Annotated in this window: 18 protein-coding genes and 1 pseudogene; 6 read left to right on the top strand and 13 right to left on the bottom strand. The window is 37.0% G+C overall.

Going from position 1 to position 24,048, the window contains the following annotated elements; translation table 11 throughout:
• Positions 1–90: 90 nt before the first annotated feature.
• The 10 genes from PR699_RS17510 to cpxR all read right to left on the bottom strand — a co-directional run bounded on the left by PR699_RS17510 (position 91) and on the right by cpxR (position 12,378).
• Positions 91–1,203 (bottom strand): glycosyltransferase family 4 protein, encoded by a 1,113-nt coding sequence (locus PR699_RS17510; RefSeq protein WP_272577865.1) that lies wholly within the window; start codon positions 1,201–1,203, stop codon positions 91–93.
• A 12-nt stretch (positions 1,204–1,215) separates the two neighbouring features.
• Entirely contained in the window at positions 1,216–2,223 is a 1,008-nt protein-coding gene (locus tag PR699_RS17505) for an NAD-dependent epimerase (RefSeq protein WP_249890570.1), read from the bottom strand.
• 7 nt (positions 2,224–2,230) lie between these two features.
• Positions 2,231–3,106 carry an ATP-grasp fold amidoligase family protein gene (locus tag PR699_RS17500; RefSeq protein WP_272572987.1) on the bottom strand — a complete coding sequence of 292 codons (876 nt, stop codon included), beginning with the start codon at positions 3,104–3,106 and terminating at the stop codon, positions 2,231–2,233.
• A complete protein-coding gene (locus PR699_RS17495) occupies positions 3,078–4,256 on the bottom strand; it encodes a glycosyltransferase (protein WP_014657226.1) in 1,179 nt (392 codons plus the stop codon). Before PR699_RS17495 ends, PR699_RS17500 begins: the two co-directional genes overlap by 29 nt.
• A gap of 23 nt (positions 4,257–4,279) precedes the next feature.
• Positions 4,280–5,344, bottom strand: a complete 1,065-nt coding sequence (locus PR699_RS17490) for a glycosyltransferase (RefSeq protein WP_249890568.1) — start codon at positions 5,342–5,344, stop codon at positions 4,280–4,282.
• The gene (locus PR699_RS17485; protein ID WP_249890567.1) at positions 5,341–6,564 is read right to left on the bottom strand and encodes an oligosaccharide flippase family protein; all 1,224 of its coding nucleotides are present in this window, start codon (positions 6,562–6,564) and stop codon (positions 5,341–5,343) included. Before PR699_RS17485 ends, PR699_RS17490 begins: the two co-directional genes overlap by 4 nt.
• Positions 6,536–7,714 carry an O-antigen ligase family protein gene (locus PR699_RS17480; RefSeq protein WP_272572986.1) on the bottom strand — a complete coding sequence of 393 codons (1,179 nt, stop codon included), beginning with the start codon at positions 7,712–7,714 and terminating at the stop codon, positions 6,536–6,538. Before PR699_RS17480 ends, PR699_RS17485 begins: the two co-directional genes overlap by 29 nt.
• 729 nt (positions 7,715–8,443) lie before the next feature.
• Positions 8,444–9,883, bottom strand: a complete 1,440-nt coding sequence (locus PR699_RS17475; protein ID WP_014657230.1) for a capsule assembly Wzi family protein — start codon at positions 9,881–9,883, stop codon at positions 8,444–8,446.
• Positions 9,884–10,312: 429 nt separating this feature from the next.
• Positions 10,313–11,683, bottom strand: a complete 1,371-nt coding sequence (gene cpxA / locus PR699_RS17470) for an envelope stress sensor histidine kinase CpxA (protein ID WP_004924389.1) — start codon at positions 11,681–11,683, stop codon at positions 10,313–10,315.
• Positions 11,680–12,378 carry an envelope stress response regulator transcription factor CpxR gene (gene cpxR / locus PR699_RS17465; RefSeq protein ID WP_004924392.1) on the bottom strand — a complete coding sequence of 233 codons (699 nt, stop codon included), beginning with the start codon at positions 12,376–12,378 and terminating at the stop codon, positions 11,680–11,682. Before cpxR ends, cpxA begins: the two co-directional genes overlap by 4 nt.
• Positions 12,379–12,531: 153 nt before the next feature.
• Here cpxR and PR699_RS17460 point away from each other — a divergent pair, with 153 nt between their 5' ends.
• The 6 genes from PR699_RS17460 to PR699_RS17435 all read left to right on the top strand — a co-directional run bounded on the left by PR699_RS17460 (position 12,532) and on the right by PR699_RS17435 (position 19,009).
• Positions 12,532–13,068 carry a Spy/CpxP family protein refolding chaperone gene (locus tag PR699_RS17460; RefSeq protein ID WP_014657231.1) on the top strand — a complete coding sequence of 179 codons (537 nt, stop codon included), beginning with the start codon at positions 12,532–12,534 and terminating at the stop codon, positions 13,066–13,068.
• 577 nt (positions 13,069–13,645) lie between these two features.
• Positions 13,646–14,398 carry a M48 family metallopeptidase gene (locus PR699_RS17455; protein WP_004924398.1) on the top strand — a complete coding sequence of 251 codons (753 nt, stop codon included), beginning with the start codon at positions 13,646–13,648 and terminating at the stop codon, positions 14,396–14,398.
• 308 nt (positions 14,399–14,706) lie between these two features.
• Positions 14,707–15,348 carry a 1-acyl-sn-glycerol-3-phosphate acyltransferase gene (locus PR699_RS17450; protein WP_004924402.1) on the top strand — a complete coding sequence of 214 codons (642 nt, stop codon included), beginning with the start codon at positions 14,707–14,709 and terminating at the stop codon, positions 15,346–15,348.
• The gene (locus tag PR699_RS17445) at positions 15,345–16,292 is read left to right on the top strand and encodes a phosphatidate cytidylyltransferase (protein ID WP_004924405.1); all 948 of its coding nucleotides are present in this window, start codon (positions 15,345–15,347) and stop codon (positions 16,290–16,292) included. The genes PR699_RS17450 and PR699_RS17445 overlap by 4 nt, the downstream gene beginning before the upstream one ends.
• A gap of 551 nt (positions 16,293–16,843) precedes the next feature.
• Positions 16,844–17,821 (top strand): 6-phosphofructokinase, encoded by a 978-nt coding sequence (pfkA, locus tag PR699_RS17440; protein ID WP_004924408.1) that lies wholly within the window; start codon positions 16,844–16,846, stop codon positions 17,819–17,821.
• Positions 17,822–18,007: 186 nt separating this feature from the next.
• On the top strand, positions 18,008–19,009 hold the full coding sequence (locus PR699_RS17435; protein ID WP_014657232.1) for a sulfate ABC transporter substrate-binding protein: 1,002 nt from the start codon (positions 18,008–18,010) through the stop codon (positions 19,007–19,009).
• A 974-nt stretch (positions 19,010–19,983) separates the two neighbouring features.
• Here PR699_RS17435 and PR699_RS17430 read toward each other — a convergent pair.
• From PR699_RS17430 to PR699_RS17420, 3 genes and pseudogenes are all read right to left on the bottom strand, one after another.
• Positions 19,984–20,940, bottom strand: a complete 957-nt coding sequence (locus tag PR699_RS17430) for an OmpG family monomeric porin (RefSeq protein ID WP_004924417.1) — start codon at positions 20,938–20,940, stop codon at positions 19,984–19,986.
• Positions 20,941–21,065: 125 nt separating this feature from the next.
• Positions 21,066–22,946 carry a glycoside hydrolase family 3 protein gene (locus tag PR699_RS17425; RefSeq protein WP_014657233.1) on the bottom strand — a complete coding sequence of 627 codons (1,881 nt, stop codon included), beginning with the start codon at positions 22,944–22,946 and terminating at the stop codon, positions 21,066–21,068.
• A gap of 423 nt (positions 22,947–23,369) precedes the next feature.
• Positions 23,370–24,035: pseudogene (locus PR699_RS17420) on the bottom strand (OmpG family monomeric porin); the annotation flags it as partial.
• Positions 24,036–24,048: the final 13 nt, after the last annotated feature.

The raw sequence follows: 24,048 nt of genomic DNA, 5'->3' as shown, positions 1-24,048 counted from the left end.
CCTGCAATTGCTATTTTCATTTTTAATCCTGAAAATAAGTGAATGAAATAATAAATAAAATATTATGAAGAGAAATGTTTATCTGAACGTTCAATTAATTAAACAATCATCTATAGCAGCTAAATAGCGAGTAATAATGATTTGCTCATTAAATTCATTAGTCATTTTGATGCGGCTTTTTTGTCCCATTTGTAGACGCTCTTCATGAGACATTTGAATAATTGATTCCATTGCAGTGATTAAACTTTTAGTAGAACGTGGTTCACATAAATAACCATTAATACCGTGTTCAACCGTCTCTCTACATCCGACATTATTTGTTGTCACGATTGGTTTACCCATTGCTCCTGATTCAAGTAAGGATTTTGGAACACCCTCACGATAGAATGATGGTAAGACAATACAGTCTACTTTTGCTATTTCTTCTTCAACGGAATCTGAAACGCCCAAGTATATAATAATACCTTCGTTTACCCAAGATTGCATTTCTGACTCACTGACTGCTGATGGATTATTAACACCTAAAAACTCGAGTAATCTAAATTCTACCCTTATACCATACTTTTGTTTTAACTCTCTTGCTGCTTCAACATAATACCCTATACCTTTATCATAAAGCATTCTGGCGATTAATAAGAAGCGGATAACTCCATCATCTGGAGCTAAAGATACTTTAAAACGTTCTAAATCCACTCCAGATCCGGGGAGTCGTTCAGTAATTTCTTGTGGTGCAAACCTACTGTTAAGAAAAAGTGCTCTATCTTCTTCATTTTGAAAAAAAATTTTAGATGCTTTTCTTTGACTGAGTTTATAAAGCTTACGTGCTATCTTGGAGGACAAATTTTCATCAATAAACAGAGTTCCCAGACCAGCAATATTATTTATTACTTTAATATTCAGAAATGAAGCTGCAAAAGTACTATATATATTATTTTTAGGCGTAAAATTTAATACACACTTTATTGGATATCGCCTAAAAATACGATAGAAGTTTAGTAAAGTTTGCAGATCCTTCAAGGGGTTCTTACCGCCTTGATCTATAAAAATGTCTACAAATGAACAGCCTAAGCTTTCTAAACGTGCTGAATATTCATCTCTTGGAGCTATTGCTAATACTGTATATCCAGAATTAATGAGACTCTTTATTGTATTTTTCCTAAAGTTATATAAATACCAACTTGTATTAGCTGTTATGGCAATCATAAAAATGAAATCCTATATTTTATAATATTCCCGGTACCATTTAACTAAGTTAGCAATACCTTCTTTTATTCCTACTACAGGTTTATAGCCTGTGATATCAAATAAATCTTGAGTATCTGCAAAAGTCTTATATACATCTCCAGGTTGCATATCACGAAAATTCTTTTTAGCTTCAATTCCTAGCTCATCTTCAAGTGTTTTAATAAAATCCATAAGATTGATAGGTGTACCATGTCCAATATTATATATTCTGTATGGAGCAGAACTAGTTGCTGGTGACCCTGACTCTACTATCCAACTGTCATTTCTCTTTGGAATGAGATCTGAAATGCGAATAACACCTTCAACAATATCATCTATATAAGTAAAATCGCGCCACATATCACCATTATTATTTATATCAATAGTTTCACCATTGATAATTTTTCTAGTAAAAATAAATGGCGCCATGTCGGGGCGTCCCCAAGGACCGTAAACAGTAAAAAAGCGTAGTCCAGTTGTGGGAATATTATATAAATGTGAATAAGAATGAGCCATTAATTCATTCGATTTTTTCGTGGCGGCATATAAAGATACAGGATGATCGACAGAGTCAGATGCAGAGAATGGAGTTTTTTTATTAAGTCCATAAACTGAACTTGATGATGCGTAAACTAGATGCTCAATATTATGGTTTCTACAGCATTCAAGAATATTTAAAAAACCAACTAAGTTACTGTTTGCATATGCATGCGGGTTTTCTAATGAATACCTAACGCCTGCTTGAGCTGCTAAATGGATCACTCGATCAAATTTATTATCATGGAATAAAGTCGACATACTTTTTTCGCATGAAATATCAAGCTGAGTAAAGTTAAAATTATCTAATGTATTTGTCAGTTTTAAACGAGATTTCTTTAAATTTATATCGTAATAATCATTTAATGAATCTAATCCAATGACAGAATGGCCTTGTTTTAGTAATTCATAACAAACTTTTGCACCGATAAAACCAGCGGCACCTGTAACTAAGTATTTCATAAATAAATCACTCTTCCCAATATGAGCCTAGTTCATAATCTGCATTTTTTGGAGATATTGGCTCCCAGCCACTTCCATGACAAAATGTCATTTCTCCAAAATAAATTTTTCCATCACAGTTATACAGATCTACACGTACGTATTCAAAATCTTCAGATAAACAAATCGCTAGTTGTAACATTTTCCCTAGATTTTCAGGAAACATGAAAGTAGTCTCAATTTCATCATATTTAGGCTGTATTTTGAAATTGGCTTTTTTACCATCAATAGTATAAATGGATCTCTTATGGTTACTAAATCTATCAGAATCTATCTGAATAAAAATTTTTTGTTCCTTACTATTAAAAATATGAAATTTATAATCATTGGGAACATGACCATTTTTATCTTTAATCAATTTTTCGCATAAAATTTTTGGCTTTTGTATGTCATAAAAGGGCTCATCTATTTTAGAGCCTATTTTTTCATTCAAATATTGATTGAATTTATTACAAATATTATTAAGGTTTAACTCATCTTTATTTTTTATAATTAAAACATTTTCTCCACCGCCACCATTAGATGTTTTTAAAACAAACTCATTTGGTAAGTCATCAAAATCTTCAGGTTGGATAAAATTTTTAGCTTTAATTAATGGTATTAAATATTCTTTCCCAATTTTTTTTTCAACATACTCTCTTACAGTGTATTTATCTACAAATTTAGATAGTGTATACGGATTAGTATTTAATTTTCTATGAATTATTTTTTCAGAGAAGGTTTTAGGGTTTTTAAAATTTGGCCAATATTTATGAGTTAAAATAAATCTGGAATATATATATATTTTTTTTCCAACTATTATTCTAATTAAATCTCTAATAGCATTTTTTATTTTCTTTTTCATATTTGGTTATTTGTTTAATAAAATTATTTAAATAATGGTTGTATGAGAAGTTGTCTAATATAAACTTAATTTTTATTTCTCGATTTTTTTCTAAATGACAGGCAGTATTTAGTAACTGTTCAAACTGATAAGGAAACATTGTATCTGAAGCACAACTTTGTGTTACAAAGCCTAGATTATCATTTTTGATTATATCATAAATTCCATCAACTTTTGATGATACAACAAAGCACCCTGTTGACAAAGCTTCAATTATAACTCTTGGTAAACCTTCTTTATGGCTAGCGAAGAGAAAAATATCAGAAGCGAAAAGATATTCATAAACATAAGGAGTATGGGGAACGAGTGATATCTTCTCCGTTAAATTTAGTTTTTTTATTTGCATTATAATTTCTTTATAGTACAAGTTATCGATATCTGATGTAGGGCTACCCAAAATATATAGATGCTTATTTTCTATTTTTAAATTAGAAAATGAATTAATAATGGATTTTTGATTTTTTCTTTTACAGATACTCCCTATTGTTATAAAAACTTTATCATTGAATTTATGGTTAAACTGTATTGCTTTTAAATTTTTCTCATCAGGAAGGTTAAATCCAGTATGTACAATGTTAAATTTAGAAGAGTACTTTATCTTTTCATTTTTAGAAAAACAAGAATAACAATCGTTAGATATTAATATAATTTTATCAGATATTCTGGTAGCTATGTAGGATATTAATTTTACTCGATCATTTATTCTAACATACCAAACAATTTTTTTCCTGCTCATGAAAATAATAGGCAAAAAAAATAAAAATGTCCTAATATCATTAATACAAATAACATCATATTTTTTAAGTGAAAAATTAAATATTGATTTACACCATAGAAAAAATAATGAGAATATATATAAAACTTTATGATATATCTTTAAGTTTCGACGAGATAGTAATAATATATTGGGAACATCAAATATATTGACATTTAGTCCATCATCTTTTGCCTTTGATGATAAAAGACCATCTTTCGTAGTTATAATAGTAACATTATATCCTTTATTGTGTAAGCCATTAGCTAAACTTAGCATACTCTTAGGTGCTCCATAAAGACCACTATGGTAGCTATCTATGAAGGCAATTCTTTGAGTTTTTGTTTCTGAATTCATTATATTGTGTTCTCAACTTATAACTATAACTTATTTAAATAAATATTCATTAACTTATTGTAGTTATATTCTATATTAAAGATATCAACATTTATCTCTAATTTACCTTTTATTTTTTTTATATTTATTATGTTATCTAGCCAAGAGTTCATATCATCTAAATCTACATAATTTATGATATTAGATATTTTAGTTGAAGTTGGAACATTTGTGGAGGCAATGATAGGAACACCTGCTAGTTGGCTTTCAATAGCGACGACACCGAATCCTTCGTGAAAAGATGGAAATAATAGAATATCAACATTGTTTTCTAAAAAAGAAATTACAGAGTTTATTCCACCTAAAAAAATAACGCGATCTTGTAAATTTTCTTTTAGTACTAAATTCTCTAATTCTGTTCTTAACGATCCTTCCCCTGCAAGTACAAGTTTATAATAGGATGGTAAATTTGAGAGTAAGTTAATAGTGAACTCATGATTTTTAACGCGCTCAAGCCGACCTACAGAACACAATATAATATCATTTTCAAGCCAACCTTTTTCTTTCCTTATATCTATATGTGATTCTTTTCCTTTCAAATTTATACCACATGCCATAACAGTTACATTTTTTTCGAATAAATAATTACTTTTTGATTGCTCACTAACAGCTATTTTATGTGTGGAGAAAAATTCTATGCATATTTTTAATAAGATCGAACTCATTCTTTTAATAGGAGAAAAATGTTTACTATTACGATTACTATGTATATGAGATATTCTAACTGGAATTTTTAGTAAAAAACCAATTAGTGATATAATACCATTTGTATAACTAACATTGGAGTGAATAACATCAAATTTATATCTCTTAAGTATTGAATATAAATCTTTCATATAGATAAGTTTATTATTTTTACTTGAATTAACTCGTAATATTTTAATACCTTTATCTATAAGTTCATCTTCTAATGTCCCTTTGTGAGGTTTGTCAACAAGAATATATATGTCTAGGTCAGTTCTCTTTTCTAACATTAAGCTTGTTAGATCTCTTAACCAACATTCTATACCCCCTATATCAAGCTGTCCGGTGATAAATAAAATTTTCATCCTTCACGACCTTTAATTGAGTAAATTGTTAATAGAATAATAGTTAGTATAGATACAATCAAAGATGATAACACCGCACCATTAGCACCTATATATAGTATTAAAAAATAACTTAGAGGTATATTAGTTATGAGTATTATAAAGAATAGGATTGGTTGATATTTTATTCTTCTTCGTGCTGTATTAATATTACCAAACACAAGTGCTAGGAATATAAATGGTGCTATCAGAATGATGTTGTTATATAAATGAGAGTATTGAATAAATTCCGTATTGAATATTAGTAAAAAAAGTAACTCTTTGAATAGGAAAGAGAACATGCAAAATAAAAAAGAAATTAAAATAGTAAAGATTAAAAGTATTTTTGTTATATTTTTAAATACATCATGATTGTTATTATAGTATGCTTGAGCCATTTTAGGCGTGAATGCTTGGCATACTGACTGTATAATAATTTGTGCAACTGTAATTATATACATAAAACTTCCAAAAGCACCTAATTCTACCAAACCTGAATGTCTTTCTAACAAAAGTCTTGGGATACTGGTATTAAGGGATATTAATAATGCAGTTATCGCGAGGGGAAATGATATAAGGGTGAGTTTTTTTAAAGTTGAGAATGTAATATTTTTTTTATTAAATTGAAACTTATATTTACGATAATCATAAAATATAAAAACCATTATAGATGATATAATGTAAGTTAATAATGCAATATTTAAATTTTTTGTGAATAAATATGCTAATAAAAATAAAACTCCATTACTAATAGCTCTACTTGTTCGTGATACTGCGATCATTTTCATAGTATCTGACCGTTGATATTCTCCATAAAAAATATCGAAAAGGCAATCAATTAGCTTATATACAGCTAACAATATCACTGAATAAAAATAGGTATCATTAAAAACAAAAATAACGGATAAAACTAATGCAATTATTGAAAAAATAAGTCGTAAATTAAAGTATGTATCAAAACTAAATTGCCTGTTAGTATCTATTACAATATAAGATCTAAGTCCTCCTTGAGCTAACATAAATAATGGATTGAGTATAGCTAATGATAACGTAAAAATACCAACATCATTAGGTGTGCCAAGTTTATTTATTATAATAAGTATACACCATTGAGAAAATGAAAAAGATAGATTACCTATTAAAGTATATGTAGCACCCTTAAAAATTTTCACATTATTTAGAAGTTTGGACAATATTAGCATAATTCACACTTTTTATTTTTTTGTTTGAAAAATTTCTTATAATAATAAAAAAACCACAAAGAAAAAATAATGTTAAAGGAGTAATTCTTATACTCTCTAATATAGAGTAGAAAAAATAATAAATATATATTCCGAATAAAAAGTAATATTGTTTCTCATTATAATTACGTCTTGATATAAAAAGCATTATTGGGTAAATGATGAGTGTTGAGAAGAATAAAAATGCAGAAATAATACCAAAATTTACTGCGTATGCTATATATGTATTGTCTACTATAATAAACGATGGAAGTAATGATGGTGATAAGTACTTTAGATAATTCAACGCCTCTAAAATATATTCAGCTCTACCATTTGTAATATTATCACTACCTTTACGACTAAACTTGTCTATTATGGTGGAATTTATTATTTCCCCAATTATTGGTAATAACATAAAAAGGCTAAAAATGATGCATGTTATTAAGGTAATAATTAAGGTGTATTTAATACTAACTCTATTTTTTAAATAAAAAGGTAATATAAATAATATCGAAATAAGTGGTGATAGTATTGACGTTCTACTATTACTATACAAACAAAGTGGAATGATTAAAATAAATGAAATTAATGATAATAATAATTCTTTTTTATTTTCATAAAATAGGAAAGAATATAAGTTTAAAAATAGAGGTAAGGATAAGACTAAACCTAAAGAGTTGGGATTATCAAACATTGCAGAAAACCCCACATATAGAGAGGATGAAAACTCCATATATATATATATACAAATTAAGATACTAAAGGTAGAAGAGTAAATGATAGTTTTTGAAAGATTATTTAATAACCATTGTGCTGTTATCACTGACATCATCATAATAAGTGTCAACTTTGCTAAGGAGAACAAACTATCTAGATTTGGCTCAAAAAATATTGAGAAATAAGCAAACAATAATCCCAATAATATATTAAAGGAATAGAGCAGAGTATCTATTTTTATCTTTTTATTTTTTTTTATAAAATAAATAAAAATAATTAATAGGCAAGAGACAAGGAAAAGAATATTAGCAAAATTATAATTCTTTAACTTATCAAATGTTAGGATAAGATAAAAATTTATATACAGTAATGGTATCAATATATTGTTGATTGAAGAGGTTGAAATTTTCATTAAGTTTTATCGTTCTTTAGTAGAATTAAAAATAATTTCACAGTACTGTATTTCAAATACCCATAGCTACCGCACTGGGTTGTCGGGTCCCAGAGCACCATCGAATTCTACATTCGTGCTTATTAATTGAAAACATTACGTTTTTACGTAGTCGCTCAATTGATAAGCACGTCTTATCATTCATCGCCCTCAAAAGGGCATGCATTTTCGCTGACTCGGTCAAGCGAAAGCGCCTAATAATATCACTAAATATAGTTGCTGACTATCGGTGTGATTGTCTTAGAGAATAGTCTTATTATTTTGCTAACTCTCTAACCTATTGTAAATAATAGATTTATATTCTTTTGGATTCCTTTGCTGACCGTAGGCAATATTTTATCTGCTATCTTAGGAAATAACCTTATTTTTTATGGATGTATTTTATTCATTCGATTGAGATATATTTCTATACCCGAATATCGAGTTAAGATAAGTGAAATAATTTAGAAATATATCATTTTTATTTTTTGGTTATGCTAAATACGCCTTAGTGACGTTAAATTAATAAAGAGCAATAATTAATTTTATTATTTTATTAAATGAATAAAAAAGCATCAGAAATAAACCTTGCTGATAATTATAGTGTGATTTCTAAATAAGTCGAATTTCGACTAGAAATAAAAAACTAGCCGCGAATAATTCAGCGGCTAGTTTTATCATGGATATAACACTTTTATTAATGGCGATTGATTACCATTCGAACGGTACGGTTACCATGACGGAAGCACCAATATCATCACTGGTGTCGTAATCTGTTTTCGATACCCAGACTTTTGCATCGGTGCTGACCATGTTATCAAAGTTATGCCACCAACCTAAATCGACACCCTTGATTGTTTCTGATTTAGGGTAGATTTTGTTTTGTGGATAACTTTCTTTATTGACCTTGGCATAGACTAAACGTGTACTAACACGGTTATCATCGTCAAGGGTATATTCCACTTTGGCTGATAACATACGCCCATCACCGCCCATGGCATGACCCAAAGGTGCACCTTGTTGGTAATAGCCATCTTTATAGATAAAGTGACGATACATCACGCCGTTTTTGTTCCATTCGGTATGGGTATTAGAACCTTCAATATACCAGCTTAAAGGCTGACCCCATGCAGTATGGTAGCCTTCAATACCCCCCATAAAAGCATTTTTCGATGGGAACATACCGGCTTCATCTTCACCGATCATTTGGCCGTAAACACTGACAGGTAAACCAATCAGCGGGTAGAGTTTGATTTTCGCGTCAAGCCCTGCAAGCTGGTTACCGGGGTCATCATTTTGATCACCTGTGTTATCTTTACCGGCCATCGCATTCCAGAAAGAATTCCAGTTGTTAGGGCGACCTTCACCTCCCCACATGACTACGCGTGAACCCCCTAACTCAAAGAAATCCGTTGGGTTCATGGTCATACGTAAACCAATGAGCTTGGTATGGGGTTGTGAGGAGTACTGCTTAATTTGGCCTGCTGTAAGCTGATATTGCCATGAGCCAATCCATGATAACCAAGGGGTTTCAAAAGGACTTTGGTCTGCACGCTGTATTAGGAAACCTGTGACAGGACGTGCTGCATCAGTACGGATCAAGCTACCATCATGGCCTGGCCCCCACCATTGAGGGATCTCACCAAAGCTAACCCATTGGTTCCAAATTTTCACGCCGCCGTAAGAACCATTAAGGTTATAGTCAGAGCCATTTTCAACACGTAACGCTCGCTCAGCATTCGCTTTTAAATTTAAATCGACATCATCGGTGCTGTGATTACCTTCAACGGTATAACGGAAATCACTGTATTCGCTTTGTGCGAACCCCTGTGGCATGGATGGCTTACTCGTTGACAGGTAGGTTTGTAATTGGAGGTTATTTTTAGTGCGACTGAGTTGTTGCTTAATACGCTGAACAATCGCTTCTTGTTCACTATTGGTGATATTTGCATTATTAAGTGAGCGGGTAATTTCTTCTGAAGATAGGGGCCATGTAGAAAGGCTGATTTGAATAACATTACGTTCTGATAACCATGCAAGGTCGTTTCGTAAGTTATTATCCGGTAGAACGAGACCCCCAGCAAGAGTATTGCCACTCATTACGCCCAATACCGTTAAAATGGCCAACTTGGTAAGCTTGATTTTTTTCATTGATGAATCCGTTGAGTTGAGTCGTCTAATTTTTTGTGTTTTAGCGCGAAAATAGGCGCAAAAGTAATAAGTAAATTCCGAACACGAGTAAAGTACGATATCGCCCACAATTATCTTACTGTTCTATTTGACGTATTAGTTAGGCATGTGTGCGGTGTTTTTTTATATAATAGGCAAACTCTGAATAAATAAAAAGCAGATTATAGGCGCATGCGGTAAATTGCCTTTTTATGATGATATATCACAACATAATTAAAACAGTAGGCTAGAGGAACTATTTGTCTTATTTGGTGATACTGACTGTCTTAAAATGATTGAATAGCAAATTGATTAAACGGATTTCAATTAAGTGGAATTACTTATATTGGCACGGGGATAAAATTGGCGCCTTAATCAAATGAATATTAAGGCGCCGAGAGTTAATTGGGATTATCGACCATGCTCGGGTAACCAAATTTGCAAACGGAGGCCACCAAGTGGGCTATCGTCTGCTTTTACCCAGCCTTTATGCTGTGAGATTGCGGTTTCAACAATCGCAAGGCCTAGGCCAGTTCCGCCAGTCTCCCTATCGCGTGCTTCATCTGTACGGTAGAAAGGGCGGAAAATGTGTTCGCGATCAGCGGGGCTAACTCCTGGGCCATCATCATCGACAGTGATTAAGATGCCGTTGTTTTCCTCTTTAAAATTGACCGCAATGTGGGTATTTGAGTAGCGAAGGGCATTGCGAACGATATTTTCAAATGCACTGCCTATCGCCGATGGATTGCAATAAATCGGCCATGGGCCTGGCGGGGCGGTGACATCTAACGTTTTATTCATCTGCTCTGCTTCAAAGCGAGCATCTTCTAGAATATCGCCCCATAATTCATCGGCTTTAATATTCTCCCTTAAGATCTCATTTTTGTGCTGGCTACGTGATAGCACGAGTAAGTCATTGATCATACTATCTAGGCGATGCGTTTCGGTTTCGATACGTTCTAGCTCTTTACTTTCACCATGGCGGCGGCGTAAGAGTGCCGTTGCCAGTTGTAAGCGTGTGAGTGGCGTCCGTAGTTCGTGCGAGATATCAGAAATCAGTCGTTGTTGGGCAGTGACCATGCCATCAAGCGCGCTAATCATCTGGTTAAAACTGTTACCGGCAGAAAGAAACTCTTGCGGCCCCGATTCAAGTTCAGGGTGTGGTCGTAAATTGCCTTTTGCGACATCGTCTGCTGCCATTTTTAATTTACGGGCAGGGCGTGCCAAGCTCCATGATAACCAAAGTAATAATGGGGCGCTAATCAGCATAGTGGCAATTAATAACAAGAATGGCCGGTCAAACAATAAGTTAATAAAGTCTGATTGTGGGCTATTGGCTGGGCGAACTAAATAGAGTTGGTAATGGTCTTCACCGTCGCGAATGGAAAAAGGCCCAAGAATTTCCGCGCGACCATATTTTTTCTTTTTCGGGTGATCGGCATTGTCGGATTGCCCGATAAAATTACGGATCACTTGCATTTCACTGGGCATCGCCCCGATAACACGTCCTTCACTGGTCACAATGATCAGACGTTGCCCCGGAGGCGCCCATTTTTTGATGGAATTAGAAATCCGCCTCCACCAAAGAAGGTCATTCATCGGCGCCTGTGCAAGTTCGGCTTCGATGTGTTGTTCAAGCATTTCCCCTTGGCGCTGCTCACTTTCCAGAAGGGAAGTGAGCTGCCGAGAGTCTAGCTTGGGTACCATCAGCACTAGCATTAACACTAGTGCGAGGGTAAACCAGAAAATTGCAAATATTCTTGCGGTTAAGCTATTTATCATGTTGCTGAAACCATCAAGTATCCACGACCACGTAAAGTTTTAAACCACGGTTGACCATCTGTACGCTCTGGCAATTTACGGCGTAAGTTAGAAATGTGCATATCGATAGCACGGTCAAATGGCGTTAAGCGTTTCCCAAGAACTTCTTGGCTTAGATGCTCTCTTGAAACGACTTGACCAAGGTGCTGAGCTAATAAATAGAGTAGCGTGAACTCAGTACCTGTTAGGTCTAGAATTTCGTTATCAAAGCTGGCCTCTTGGCGACCAGGGTTTAATTGTAGCTTATCAACTTGCAGAACAGGCGTATTGCTATTGTCGCCCTGATTCTGTTCGCTCCAATTAGAACGGCGCAATAGTGCACGGATACGGGCAACGAGTTCGCGGTCATTGAAAGGTTTAGGAAGATAGTCATCTGCACCTAACTCAAGGCCTAACACTTTGTCTAGCTCACTACCGCGAGCGGTTAACATAATGACAGGAGTTTGGTGGATTTGACGCAACTCTTTTAATGTCTCAATACCATTTTTCTTTGGCATCATGACATCAAGTAATAACAGATCAATGGACGAGTCCAGTTGTTGTAAAGCCTGTTCACCATCATAGGCGATGACAACGTTGAAACCTTCCATTTCGAGCAGTTCTTTTAAGAGCGACGTGAGTTCACGGTCGTCATCAACTAATAGGATTTTATGCATGTGTTTAAGTCCTCCAACTGCCAAAATACGATAACAATCTTCATGATTCCATGACTTTACGTTCTTTTACATGCTCTGACGCTAGTTTGCAGCCACCGGCGTATAGTTGTCCACATTGAATCACGAGCACTGTCCGAGAACAAGGAGTCAGAAATGCAAAGAACAGCACAAACAACAGTCATGTTGACGTTAGCCTCTGCATTCATTTTCGGCTCAGTGACGGCTTTTGGGGATACACCAGAAAATGTAGCACAAACTGGTGATGGTTCGACTCCCCTAATGTTGCAAATGCAAAATGAGCCTACCTCATCAGCGTTGGCTAAACTTCAGCATTATGAGCTGTTTGGTAGTGAAGAACGCACGAGTACATTTATGTTTAATGGTATCACGTTAAATGAAAAACAGCGCCAGCAATTACGTGATTTAATGGCAACACAACGCCGTTATCAATTTGATAACCCAGTTTCAGTGCAAGAGCGTGAAGCATTGCACAGTTTAATTACCGCAGACGACTTTGATGAGCAGGCAGTACGTGCCCAATTAGAAAAAAGTTTGCAAAAAGAATTAACTCAGCGTGTTGAAATGGCGCGAATTCATCATGAATTGTATCAGTTATTAACACCTGAGCAGAAAGCCCAACTTGAGCAGATCCATCAACAAAAAATGTCTCAATATCAGGCTTTGCAATAACTCATTGAATGAAATTTATTGGGTACCGAATTCTCTTGATCGTAGTAGTGAAGTAGCAATAAGTGAAGTTTTTTCCTTGCCATAGACACCATCCCTGTCTTTTACAGCCCCTTTTAGGGGCTTTTTTTTTTGCGCTTAGCTTTTAAAATAAAAAATGGATCCCTCTCTATGCTTCCCTTTTGATCACCCCGTTGATGAAGGTTTTTATCGATAATATAAACATGCTGAGCAAATAATATAGGTTCTGAAACAACGGCAAAGGCGCTCTTTGGTGCTTCTATTTTTAATCATCAAGTAGACAAAGCCCTGCGAATTTTATCCTATCTTAGTGTTGTGCGTTTCGTCGAACACCTCTTTATGGTGAATTGTTCAGACTCGACTCTACAGAAACTGATTATTTAGTTAATTATTTTGGATAAAGCGAATTATTATTCCAATGATTTTGCTATTAAGACAAAAAACGGGTTAAATTCATTTTATGAAGATGATCTCACTCTATTCCTATTGTTATTTTGCTCAAAATTCATAGTCTTTATGCCGTAAAATTGTTGTGTGTATTGCAAAGGAAAATAATATTATGAAAATGAAGGCTCTTGTTGCAGTCGCTGTCTCTGCTGTCATTTTGACGGGATGTAAAAACTTAGACCAAGGCATGCTAACTAACTCTGGTATGCAATTATTCCAAGCCGCTACTTTAACGGATGGTGACGTTAAGCAATTAAGCGACCAATCTTGTAAAGAAATGGACGCACAAAATAAAATTGCACCCGCTTCAAGCAAGTACTCTAAACGCTTAGATAAAATTGCTAAATCATTAGGCAATGAAATTGATGGCACACCAGTTAACTACAAAGTTTATATGACTGATGATGTGAATGCTTGGGCAATGGCGAATGGTTGCGTTCGTGTCTATAGCGGCCTGATGGATATCATGAATGATAACGAAGTTGAAGGTGTATTAGGTCATGAAATGGGCCACGTTGCACTCGGCCATACACGTAAAGCAATGCAAGTTGCTTATGCCGCGGTTGCCGCGCGTACCGCAGCAGCTTCAGCGGGTGGCGTTGTTGAGCAACTCAGCTCTTCACAATTAGCTGCGCTGGGTGAAAAACTGATTAACTCTCAGTTCTCTCAACATCAAGAGAGCCAAGCGGATGATTTCTCTTATGACTTGCTGAAAAAACGCGGTGTTAAAACTGACGGCTTAGTCACTGGTTTTGAGAAATTAGCTCAAATGGGTAGCAAAGAAAGCAGCATGTTCGATTCTCACCCACCGTCAGCAGAGCGTGCACAACATATCCGTGACCGTATCGCGGCTGACAAAAAATAATTATTTATTCAGTTAGAATAATATTGAAAAGCAGTAGAGGTGCCGCCTTTACTGCTTTTTTTGTATCTTCATTTGTGTTGATCTTGTGATCATGCCATTAACTTTTTGCTAATAATCTATTCTTTGCTGTTTATCTGCGAATGTTGTCTCAAAAAAAACGAAATCAGACCTTGCTGCTTGCACTCTAAAATAACTCCACCTATTTTGATGCTTGAATTTCTTTTTGGGTGTATTCGCTAAAAATAGCTACCCTATTTTTTGTCGTGGCTGGGTAGCAAAAATAAAATAACGATTCGCAAGGAATAAAAATGGAAAAAGCTCAGAGGATTTCTTTGCTAGCAAAAGGCATGGGAATGTTGCTGTCATTTACTTGTCGTTTATTAACGGGCGTACGTACCCGTTGGGTTGGTTGCCAACCGGCAATGACACCACGTATCTATTATGCTAACCATTCCAGCCATCTTGATGGTTTAGTTATTTGGGCTGGATTACCTCCTTTAATGCGCCATGCTGTTCACCCTGTCGCCGCAAGAGATTATTGGGATAAAACGCCCTTTCGACGCTATCTAGTCAATAACGTTTTTCGCGCTGTTTTAATCGACCGTAAAGGTGATGGAACGGCGAAAGAGAATGTCTTAGAGCCACTTGAGGCGATATTGGAAAAACAAGAATCATTGATTTTGTTCCCAGAAGGTACGCGCGGGGATGGCGAAGAATTAAGTCATTTTAAAAGCGGTATCTATCACTTAGCCAAAAAACACCCTCATGTTGAAGTGGTGCCTGTGTACCTTGAGAATTTAAATCGCGTACTACCAAAGGGGTCGAAGTTGGTTGTGCCGGTGATCTGCTCTGCGGTTGTGGGCAAGCCATTAGCCCCATTAGGCGAGGATGAACCAAAAGCCGTATTCTTAGAGCGTGCGAAACTCGCACTAGAGGAGTTGATGCCATGAGTAGTATTTGGGATAGCGAAATCGTGTTATTGCTATCAGGTGTCTTTAGCATACTTGTGGTTGCTAGTATTATTGGCGGGATCCTCGCTTACCGTTATTCAGGGGATAACAGCAATCCAACCATTGATAACTTGAATGCTCGGATCCGAGCTTGGTGGTTAATGTGTATTGTCTGTGTACTCGCCGTTGTGATTGGCAATATCGGTGTCGTGATTTTATTTGCACTGATCTCATTTTTTGCATTGCGGGAGTTTATTACCTTAACACCGACTCGGCGTAGTGACCATGAAGCCCTATTTTGGTGCTTTTTTATTTTCCTCCCTCTGCAATATGTTTTAGTCGGCATTCAGTGGTATGGCATGTTCTCAGTCTTTGTGCCGGTGTTTGTGTTCCTTTTCTTACCTACTCGCATTGCCTTAGCGGGAGATACGTATCATTTCCTCGAGCGTACCTCAAAAATTCAGTGGGGGATGTTAGTCGCGGTATTCTGTTTAAGCCATGTACCAGCCTTGTTGATGTTGGATATTCAAGGTTATGAGGGGGAAAACGTCAAACTGCTGCTGTTCTTGATTGTGGTTACGCAACTTTCTGATGTGCTGCAATATGTGTTTGGAAAATTGTTTGGCAAACATCCTATTGTGCCAAAATTAAGCCCGAACAAAACCATTGAAGGCTTTGTTGGTGGCATTTTATCTTCCGTGCTAATTGGTATCTGCTTGTATTGGGTAACCCCATTTAGTTGGTGGGCAGCAGGGCTAATGTCACTGGCGATTACCCTAATGGGCTTTGTGGGAGGATTATGTATGTCTGCTATCAAACGCGATAGCGGCATCAAAGATTTTGGCGCCATAATCGAAGGGCACGGCGGGATGCTAGATCGTATCGACTCTTTATGCTTTGCCGCGCCAATCTTCTTTCATCTAACACGCTATTTTTATACTTAATCTTAGGCCTTGTGCCTGATGACTCCAAGTATTAGCCTTTGAAAATGGAGCCCCATTGGTTAACCATAACCGCTAACGGGGCTTTTTTGTTTCTCACTCACTCACTCAATCAATCAATCAATAAACGCTTGAGCCAAAACGGCTCAGTTGCGTAGTTTCGCTTTGGTTTTGAGAAAGCCAGTGAACATTTATTTTTTATCGTGTGGGTAGTAGGCGCCTCTGTTTACTTTTAACTCGCAAGGTTAAGCTTCTATGTTACATAAATGCTATGATATGCACTTAATTTTTGTTTCGAAGTAAGACAACACCCGCTATAGTGAGCCTCTGCTTCTGCGGCAATCCGTTTTATAGACTAAAATTGTGTAAGCTGGATCACAATAAACAAGCAAAGCTTGATAGAAAGCAGGTATAGATAGGTTCCTTTGTCTTATTATAACGCTAGGTGAATCAATTCAGCATGAGTTGTTTATAACAGAATGTACGTTAGAAAAGTACGATATCATTGTGTTTTTCATCGATTTGCAATTTATATTCATTAATCAGAGGTCATCATGGTCAAACAGATTAAAAGAATTGGGGTACTAACAAGTGGTGGTGATGCACCGGGTATGAACGCTGCAATCCGTGGTGTTGTACGTGCTGCACTGAGCGAAGGTTTAGAAGTCATGGGTATTTATGATGGGTATCTAGGCTTATATGAAAACCGTATGAAACAGCTAGATCGCTATAGTGTTTCTGACATGATTAACCGCGGTGGCACCTTCCTTGGCTCGGCTCGTTTCCCTCAATTCCGCGATGAAAAAGTTCGTGCTGTTGCCATTGATAATCTGAAAAAAAATCATATTGATGCGCTGGTGGTGATTGGTGGTGATGGCTCTTATCTAGGGGCAAAATCACTAACAGAGGCAGGTTTCCCCTGTATTGGTTTGCCGGGAACCATCGATAATGATGTGGCGGGAACGGACTATACCATTGGTTATTTCACCGCACTTGAAACGGTAGTGGAAGCGATTGACCGTCTGCGTGACACCTCGACGTCTCATAAACGTATTTCAATTGTTGAAGTTATGGGGCGCTATTGTGGCGATCTGACGCTTTCGGCTGCGATTGCCGGTGGTTGTGAGTTTATCGTTCTGCCTGAAAATGAAATGTCATTTGACCGTGAAGAGCTGTTATCTGAGATAAAACAAGGCATTGAGAAAGGTAAACGCCATGCCATTGTGGCAATCACTGAGCATGTTTGCGATGTTGATGAGCTAGCGAAATATATTGAAGCGGAAACGCATCATGAAACACGCGCAACGGTATTGGGGCATATTCAGCGTGGTGGCTCGCCAGTGGCTTATGACCGTATTCTCGCATCGCGCATGGGAGCCTACTCTATTCAGCTATTATTAGAAGGTTACGGCGGTCGTTGTGTCGGTATTCAAAATGAAAAACTGGTTCACCACGATATCATTGATGCTGTAATGAATATGAAGCGTGTATTTAAGAAAGAGTGGTACGACACAGCGAAAAAACTGTATTAATCTCTACCTCTACGATTGCAAATCTCACCTGTGCGGTGCCGTTTCAGTGCCGTGCAGGTTTGATCTCTCCGCCTGATCTTTCTGCCTTATATTCTTTTGTTGCATAATTTGTCATTTTTAATTATTTCATGTTATTGATGAGATCTGTCAGCCTTCCTTAACAATTGATTGATGAGGAATGGAAGAATGGCGAGTAAATGGCAGGTAACAACCACATTATTATTAGCGCTCACAGCAAGCGCATGGGCAAAAGACATCCAATTATTAAACGTTTCTTATGATCCCACTCGAGAATTCTATCAGCAATATAACCAAGCCTTTAGTCAGTATTGGAAAGAAAAAACCGGGGATACGGTAACTATCCGTCAGTCTCATGGCGGGTCAGGAAAGCAGGCCACTTCTGTTATTAATGGCTTAGAAGCGGATGTTGTGACGCTGGCTTTAGCCTACGATGTGGATGCGATAGCGAAGAGTGGACGTATTGATAAGAATTGGATCACTCGTTTACCCGATAATTCCGCACCTTATACCTCAACGATTGTTTTTCTTGTGCGTAAAGGAAACCCTAAAAATATCCAAGATTGGGATGATTTGATCCGTAAAGATGTTGCGATTGTCACGCCAAATCCTAAAACGTCAGGTGGTGCACGCTGGAATTACCTCGGTGCTTGGGGGTATGCATTAGAAAAAAATCATCATGACCCAGAGAAAGCCAAGCAATTTGTTAAACAGCTTTATCAAAATGTTGAGGTACTAGATTCAGGTGCTCGCGGGGCGACAAATAGCTTTGTTGAGCGGGGAATTGGGGATGTGTTGATTGCCTGGGAAAATGAAGCGTTATTAGCGATTAATGAGCTTGGTGAAAATGGCCAATTTGAAATCGTGACGCCAAGTATCTCAATTTTAGCAGAGCCAACAGTGGCCGTCGTTGATAAAACCGTTGATAAGCGCGGGCGTAGGGAAGTGGCTCAAGCCTATTTAGAATATTTATATTCGCCTGAGGGGCAAGAGATTGCTGCGAAAAATTACTATCGACCACGTAATGAGGAAGTGGCTCAGAAATATCAGCAGCGCTTTCCGAAGTTGAAATTATTTACAGTGGACGATTTGTTTGGCGGTTGGGAAAAAGCTCAAACAACGCATTTCTCTAACGGCGGCGTATTTGATGAAATAAGCCGTCGCGATTAGTTGGTTAGTTTTTGAGCTGAGTTATTGTAAATAAATCCATTGCCTTAAGTGAAATAAAATGCGTTAATTAACTTAAGGAAAATTAATGGAAAACCAAGAACGTGTCATCACGGCGGGCATCATCGACTTTCCCTAAATGGGAATAAACAAGGGCGGATCTCCGCCTGTTGCCCATTTTATCATTCACAAGATAATCAATATCAAAAAGACCGCACTGCTGAATTTGTGTCTATCTAACCGGATATTCGATCTTACTTAGGCAAAATATTACCCATGTCGAAAAACTATGCTGACATTACTACGCCAATTATTTCTGAAAAATAATCAGTATTCCGCGCTTATTTCTTACATCTCTCTTTGTGTGGGGGTGATTTTTTATTATCTGACAGTCATTCTTCAAGTTTTTAGGACGCTATACACTGAACAGAACGGCTTTTATGAAGTCACATACGCGTTTTTTAAAGTCGTGAATTTTGCCTTGCTCGCCTATGTAATTATACTGGCGCCGGTATATTACTATTACCTTAAAACGCGAATTCATTTTTTTTATCGCGTGTTACTGTATTTTATATTACCGTGTTTTATAACTTCTGTTATTTGGTATTTTCGTTTGTACTCTCTATCGCCTAAATCATATAACTCCCCAGAGTTATCACTTGCATTCGTTGAGCACATTATATTTTTTTGTTACATACAAGGCCTGTCGATTGTCATGACTGTACCTGCAATCATGACAGATTGCGTGCTGAGTATACTCAGAAAAATAATCGCTCTAATTTATGGGGCGTTTTCTTCAAAATAAAAAAATCGCATACTCTTAGCGCTATATCCTGACGAGCATTCATAGCATTGAGGATTTTAAGCAAAGCTCATCTCTGTTGAGCAATACTCATCGCGGATACCCAAAAAAGCTTTTTATACTGATAGTGAGAGTGACTGACTTGTGAGGGAGAAGTCAGTCACCGTTTTTTAGCTTATTGCCATACGTATTTGACACCCAGTTGGCCTAGGTAGAATGTCTGGCGGTTGTTGCTGCCAGAGGTGATCCCCGCCCCTTTTGGGTTTTCCCATGTACTTGGCTCAACGGCAAATCCGCCCCATAGCGTCAGTTTTGGGGTCAAATTATAGAAAACTTGGGTGCCGACACGATAGCCATCTTTCACTTTCTGGGTCGTGCGCTGGTTACTATCATAGTTGTGCTCGTTCAGGTAATAGCGGAAGTACGGCATGATGCTCCAATCCTGATTCAAGGTCACTGGGAAGTAGCCGCGGATCTGATTTTGTTCCCATGTTTTATTGAAGTCTTTATCCCACGTCCAGTCGGTATACATGTACAGTTTGGCGGTGGCGGAATCATTGATCTTATAAACAATACCGTGCTCAGATTCCCATTCATAACTATTGGGCGCATGGAAGTTGTCATAATGATAAAAGGCATCCCAGAAATTAAATGCCCATTTGTCGTTAAAGTGATAAGTACCACTAGGCATCAACCAAAAGAGTGTATTCGATGGGCGAGCCATAGTACCTGGTGCGGAATCATTAGACTCTTTACGATAGGTTACGTTTAAGTTGAATTGGCCTACATCGCTAGAATACATTTTTCGTGTCGCACCGATTTGAGTACGGTTACGAATAAATGAGTCTTTTGAGGTTGAAAAATTGTGGTTGTAGCTTCTTAATGACTCTTTGTGCTCAAGAAAAAAGCTCCATTTAGATTCAGGGTTTGACAGAAACAGTTGGCCGATCATGGTGGTTTTGTCGTAGACCTTACCGCCGCTGGTATTATGGTGGCCTTCAAATTTCTCCAGCTCCATATAGACATTGGAGGTAATGCGCCAGTAGTCATTATTCACCGTCTCAACAGCTAATGCAGACGTTGTTAGTGTTGTGGTGGCGAGAAAGAGTAAACCATTCAAAGATGTTTTCATGATGATCCTTTAATTTTTAATTATTGTTTATGAAATAGCAGTGTCAGTTTATTTAGGGTGTAGCAACCAGCCCTTGATATCGCTTTGGATATCAAGGCTGGAAAGAACCTTGTTTAGAAAATAAATTAGTGAGTCGTGTTGTAGGTTTCACCGTGACCATAAGGGAACAGAATTTTGTTACCTTGTGGATTTTTGATGTTAACGGGTAATAGCCCTTTTGGTGGATTTAGAGGTTGTGCCTGTGGATTTGCAAATAGCGTACGTAATCCACTACGAATGTTGGTTTCCAGTGAATTACGGTTGTTATTGGTGATATCAAACCCTGTAATACCGTAGATAGCGATATTCGCTTTGACGCCTTTTAGGTAAGCGATGTCATATGGGTTACGTGATGAAATAACGACAACCGGAATATTCTCTTTGTTAGCTTCATTAACCACCAACTGTGCATTAGCAGGGTTATCTTTTAGGTTATACGTCGTCAGTAATACGAGATCTTGGCCTTTTAAAAGCGATTGAACCTCTTTTGCGCTAAGCGTATTTTCAGCCAGTTTGATCATTGCAGTTTGGCTCTCAATCGCGACACCCGTTTCATTAGCAATATCATTTAAGTGCTTTTGAATTAATGTGTTACGTGGGTTTTCATCAGAAATCACCAGAATGCGATTTTGTGGTTTGAGAACATAAGGTAGAATATTATCGTTTTTAATCAGTGTGATAGCTTGCTCGGAAACCATATTTTCTAAGTCTTTATGGCTCTTTGAGGCGACAACAAGTTGAGCATTGTTTAAATCAACAGGCTGTGCGGTGATCTCCTGCTGTAACTTTTTCAGCACGACACGTTTTGCCGACTCATCAATCCGTTTCCTTAACTCAGGATTTTTCTTGGCTTCGCTCTCAAGGTGGCGATACATATTGTCTAAGCGTGTTACCGCTTCGCTATCCCACATTTTGATTGGCATAAGGATAATATCGGAGCCTGCTAACAGTGACGTTTCCACTGCCCAGTTCATATCAAAGTTATCAGCGATTGCTCCCATATCCATAGCATCGGTGATGATAAGACCGTTGTATTTGAGTTCATCACGTAAAACACCGTGCAGGATCGGCTTGGAAAGCGTGGCAGGAGTGTCAACCTCTTTTCCTGATAATGTTTTGATTTTGTTGTTATCTAATGCAGGCACAATAATGTGTGCTGTCATTACCGCATCAGCACCATGACTCAGCGCATATTGGAACGGCGGTAATTCTGTGGAGCGCCAAGCTTTAGCATCGGAATTCACTACGGGTAAGTCGACATGAGAGTCAGAGGAAACATTACCGTGTCCGGGGAAGTGTTTCAGTGAGGTCAATAAATTATATTTGTGGATCCCTTTGATGTAATTGGTTGATAGCGCTTCAACAAGCTCTTTGTTGTCGGAGTAAGAGCGGACACCAATGACAGGGTTGTTTTGGTTGTTATTGACATCAACAACGGGGCCAAAATTGATATTAAAGCCAAGGCTAGATAATTCATAGCCATGGATCATACCCGTCAATTCCGCTAGAGCTGGGTTACGTGTTGCCCCTAATGCCATATTGCCAGGCATTTCGGTGCCGACACGGAGGCGAGTCACATAGCCGCCTTCTTGGTCAGTACCAATAAAGAGTGGCAAATTACTCCGTGAGGCTTGTAGTTGATTAATTAATTCAACGGTTTGTGGGGTATCAATAAGGTTTTCACGGAATAAAATGACAGAGCCTAAATGGTATTGATTAATGACCTTAGCGACTTCGTCATTCATCGCTAGAAATGGTGCAGGCTCGCCTTTGCTGTCTTTATTCCAATAACGGAAATCCAACATAAAAAGTTGGCCGATTTTTTCAGCTTCAGACATGTTTTTCACAATTTCATCAGCCGATTTTTGTTTATCTTTCCACAATTCGTTGAGTTGTGTTTGCGAAAGGGGGTCGGCTAACGACATTGCACTGAGTAAGCACAGAGAAAGTAGAGTCAGATTTTTCATCGAATCAGTCCTTGGTTATTTTTCGATGAATAATAAGTATCGTAAATTAATTGTAAAGTGAGATTAATCACAGTTAAGACTATTCTTATCCGTTATTAAATAAGAATAGTCGATTATTTAATAATTGAGAAGCCTGCGATTATCTTATTGATTTTAAATGGGTAAATTATCTGGAATAATCAGCGAAATTGTAGAATAATTCCGTTTTGGAATTATTTCTTTATGTGATCTTGACGATAAAGTCGACGAAATAAATTAATCATCTAAATGGTTATCTTACGCTCTAATTTTATTCTGACTAATATGTTAAGTGTAATTTTATTGTTTTTATTAACGTAAAATAGAGGGTTTAATAAAAAAGTCGCAGAAAATTTCTGGCGACTTTTTTAAAGTTATAAAATAAGAAGGTGGTACGCTGTTTTATCACTGCCAGCTATATTTGAAGCCAATCTGTCCTAAATAAAAGGTTTGCCTGTTATTGGTTCCAGAGGTCATATCATCATCTTTTGGGTACTTCCACTGTGTGGGTTCAATAGCAGCCCCCCCCCATAAAGTCAGTTTTGGCGTTAGCTTGTAGGCTACCTGCGTACCAATACGATAACCATTTTTTACTTTCTGAGTTAAGTGTTTGCGCTGATCATAACTGCTTTCATTCAGGAAGTAGCGGAAATAGGGGGAAATTTCCCATTGATCACTCAGCTTAATGGGTAGGTACACCCTGATCTGATCTTGCGAGAAAATGTTCTTGAAATCTTTATCCCAAACTCTATCACTGTATAACGTCAGTTTTGCCGTAATCGTGTCAGAGTATTTATAGGTGACACCATGTTCAGCTTCCCATTCATAGTTGTTTGACTTTAAAAAGTTACTGTAATAGTAAAAAGCATCCCAGAAATCGAATGACCATTTCTTATTAAAAGCAAAGCTACCTGCTGGCATTAACCAATATAAGCTGTTGGATGAGCGTGATAGGGTGTTGGGTGCAGAATCATTGGACTCTTTACGGTAGGTGCCGTTTAGGCTCAATACGGCGTCTGTACTACGATAAAGTTGGCGTGTGGCCCCAATTTGAGTTCGATTGCGAATATAGGAATCACGAGAC

It is taken from the genome of Providencia sp. PROV268 (assembly GCF_028477805.1).
GTDB classification, from domain to species: domain Bacteria; phylum Pseudomonadota; class Gammaproteobacteria; order Enterobacterales; family Enterobacteriaceae; genus Providencia; species Providencia stuartii.
The sequence above is the reverse complement of the archived record's forward strand: the minus strand, read 5'-3'. Positions and strand labels throughout refer to the sequence as shown.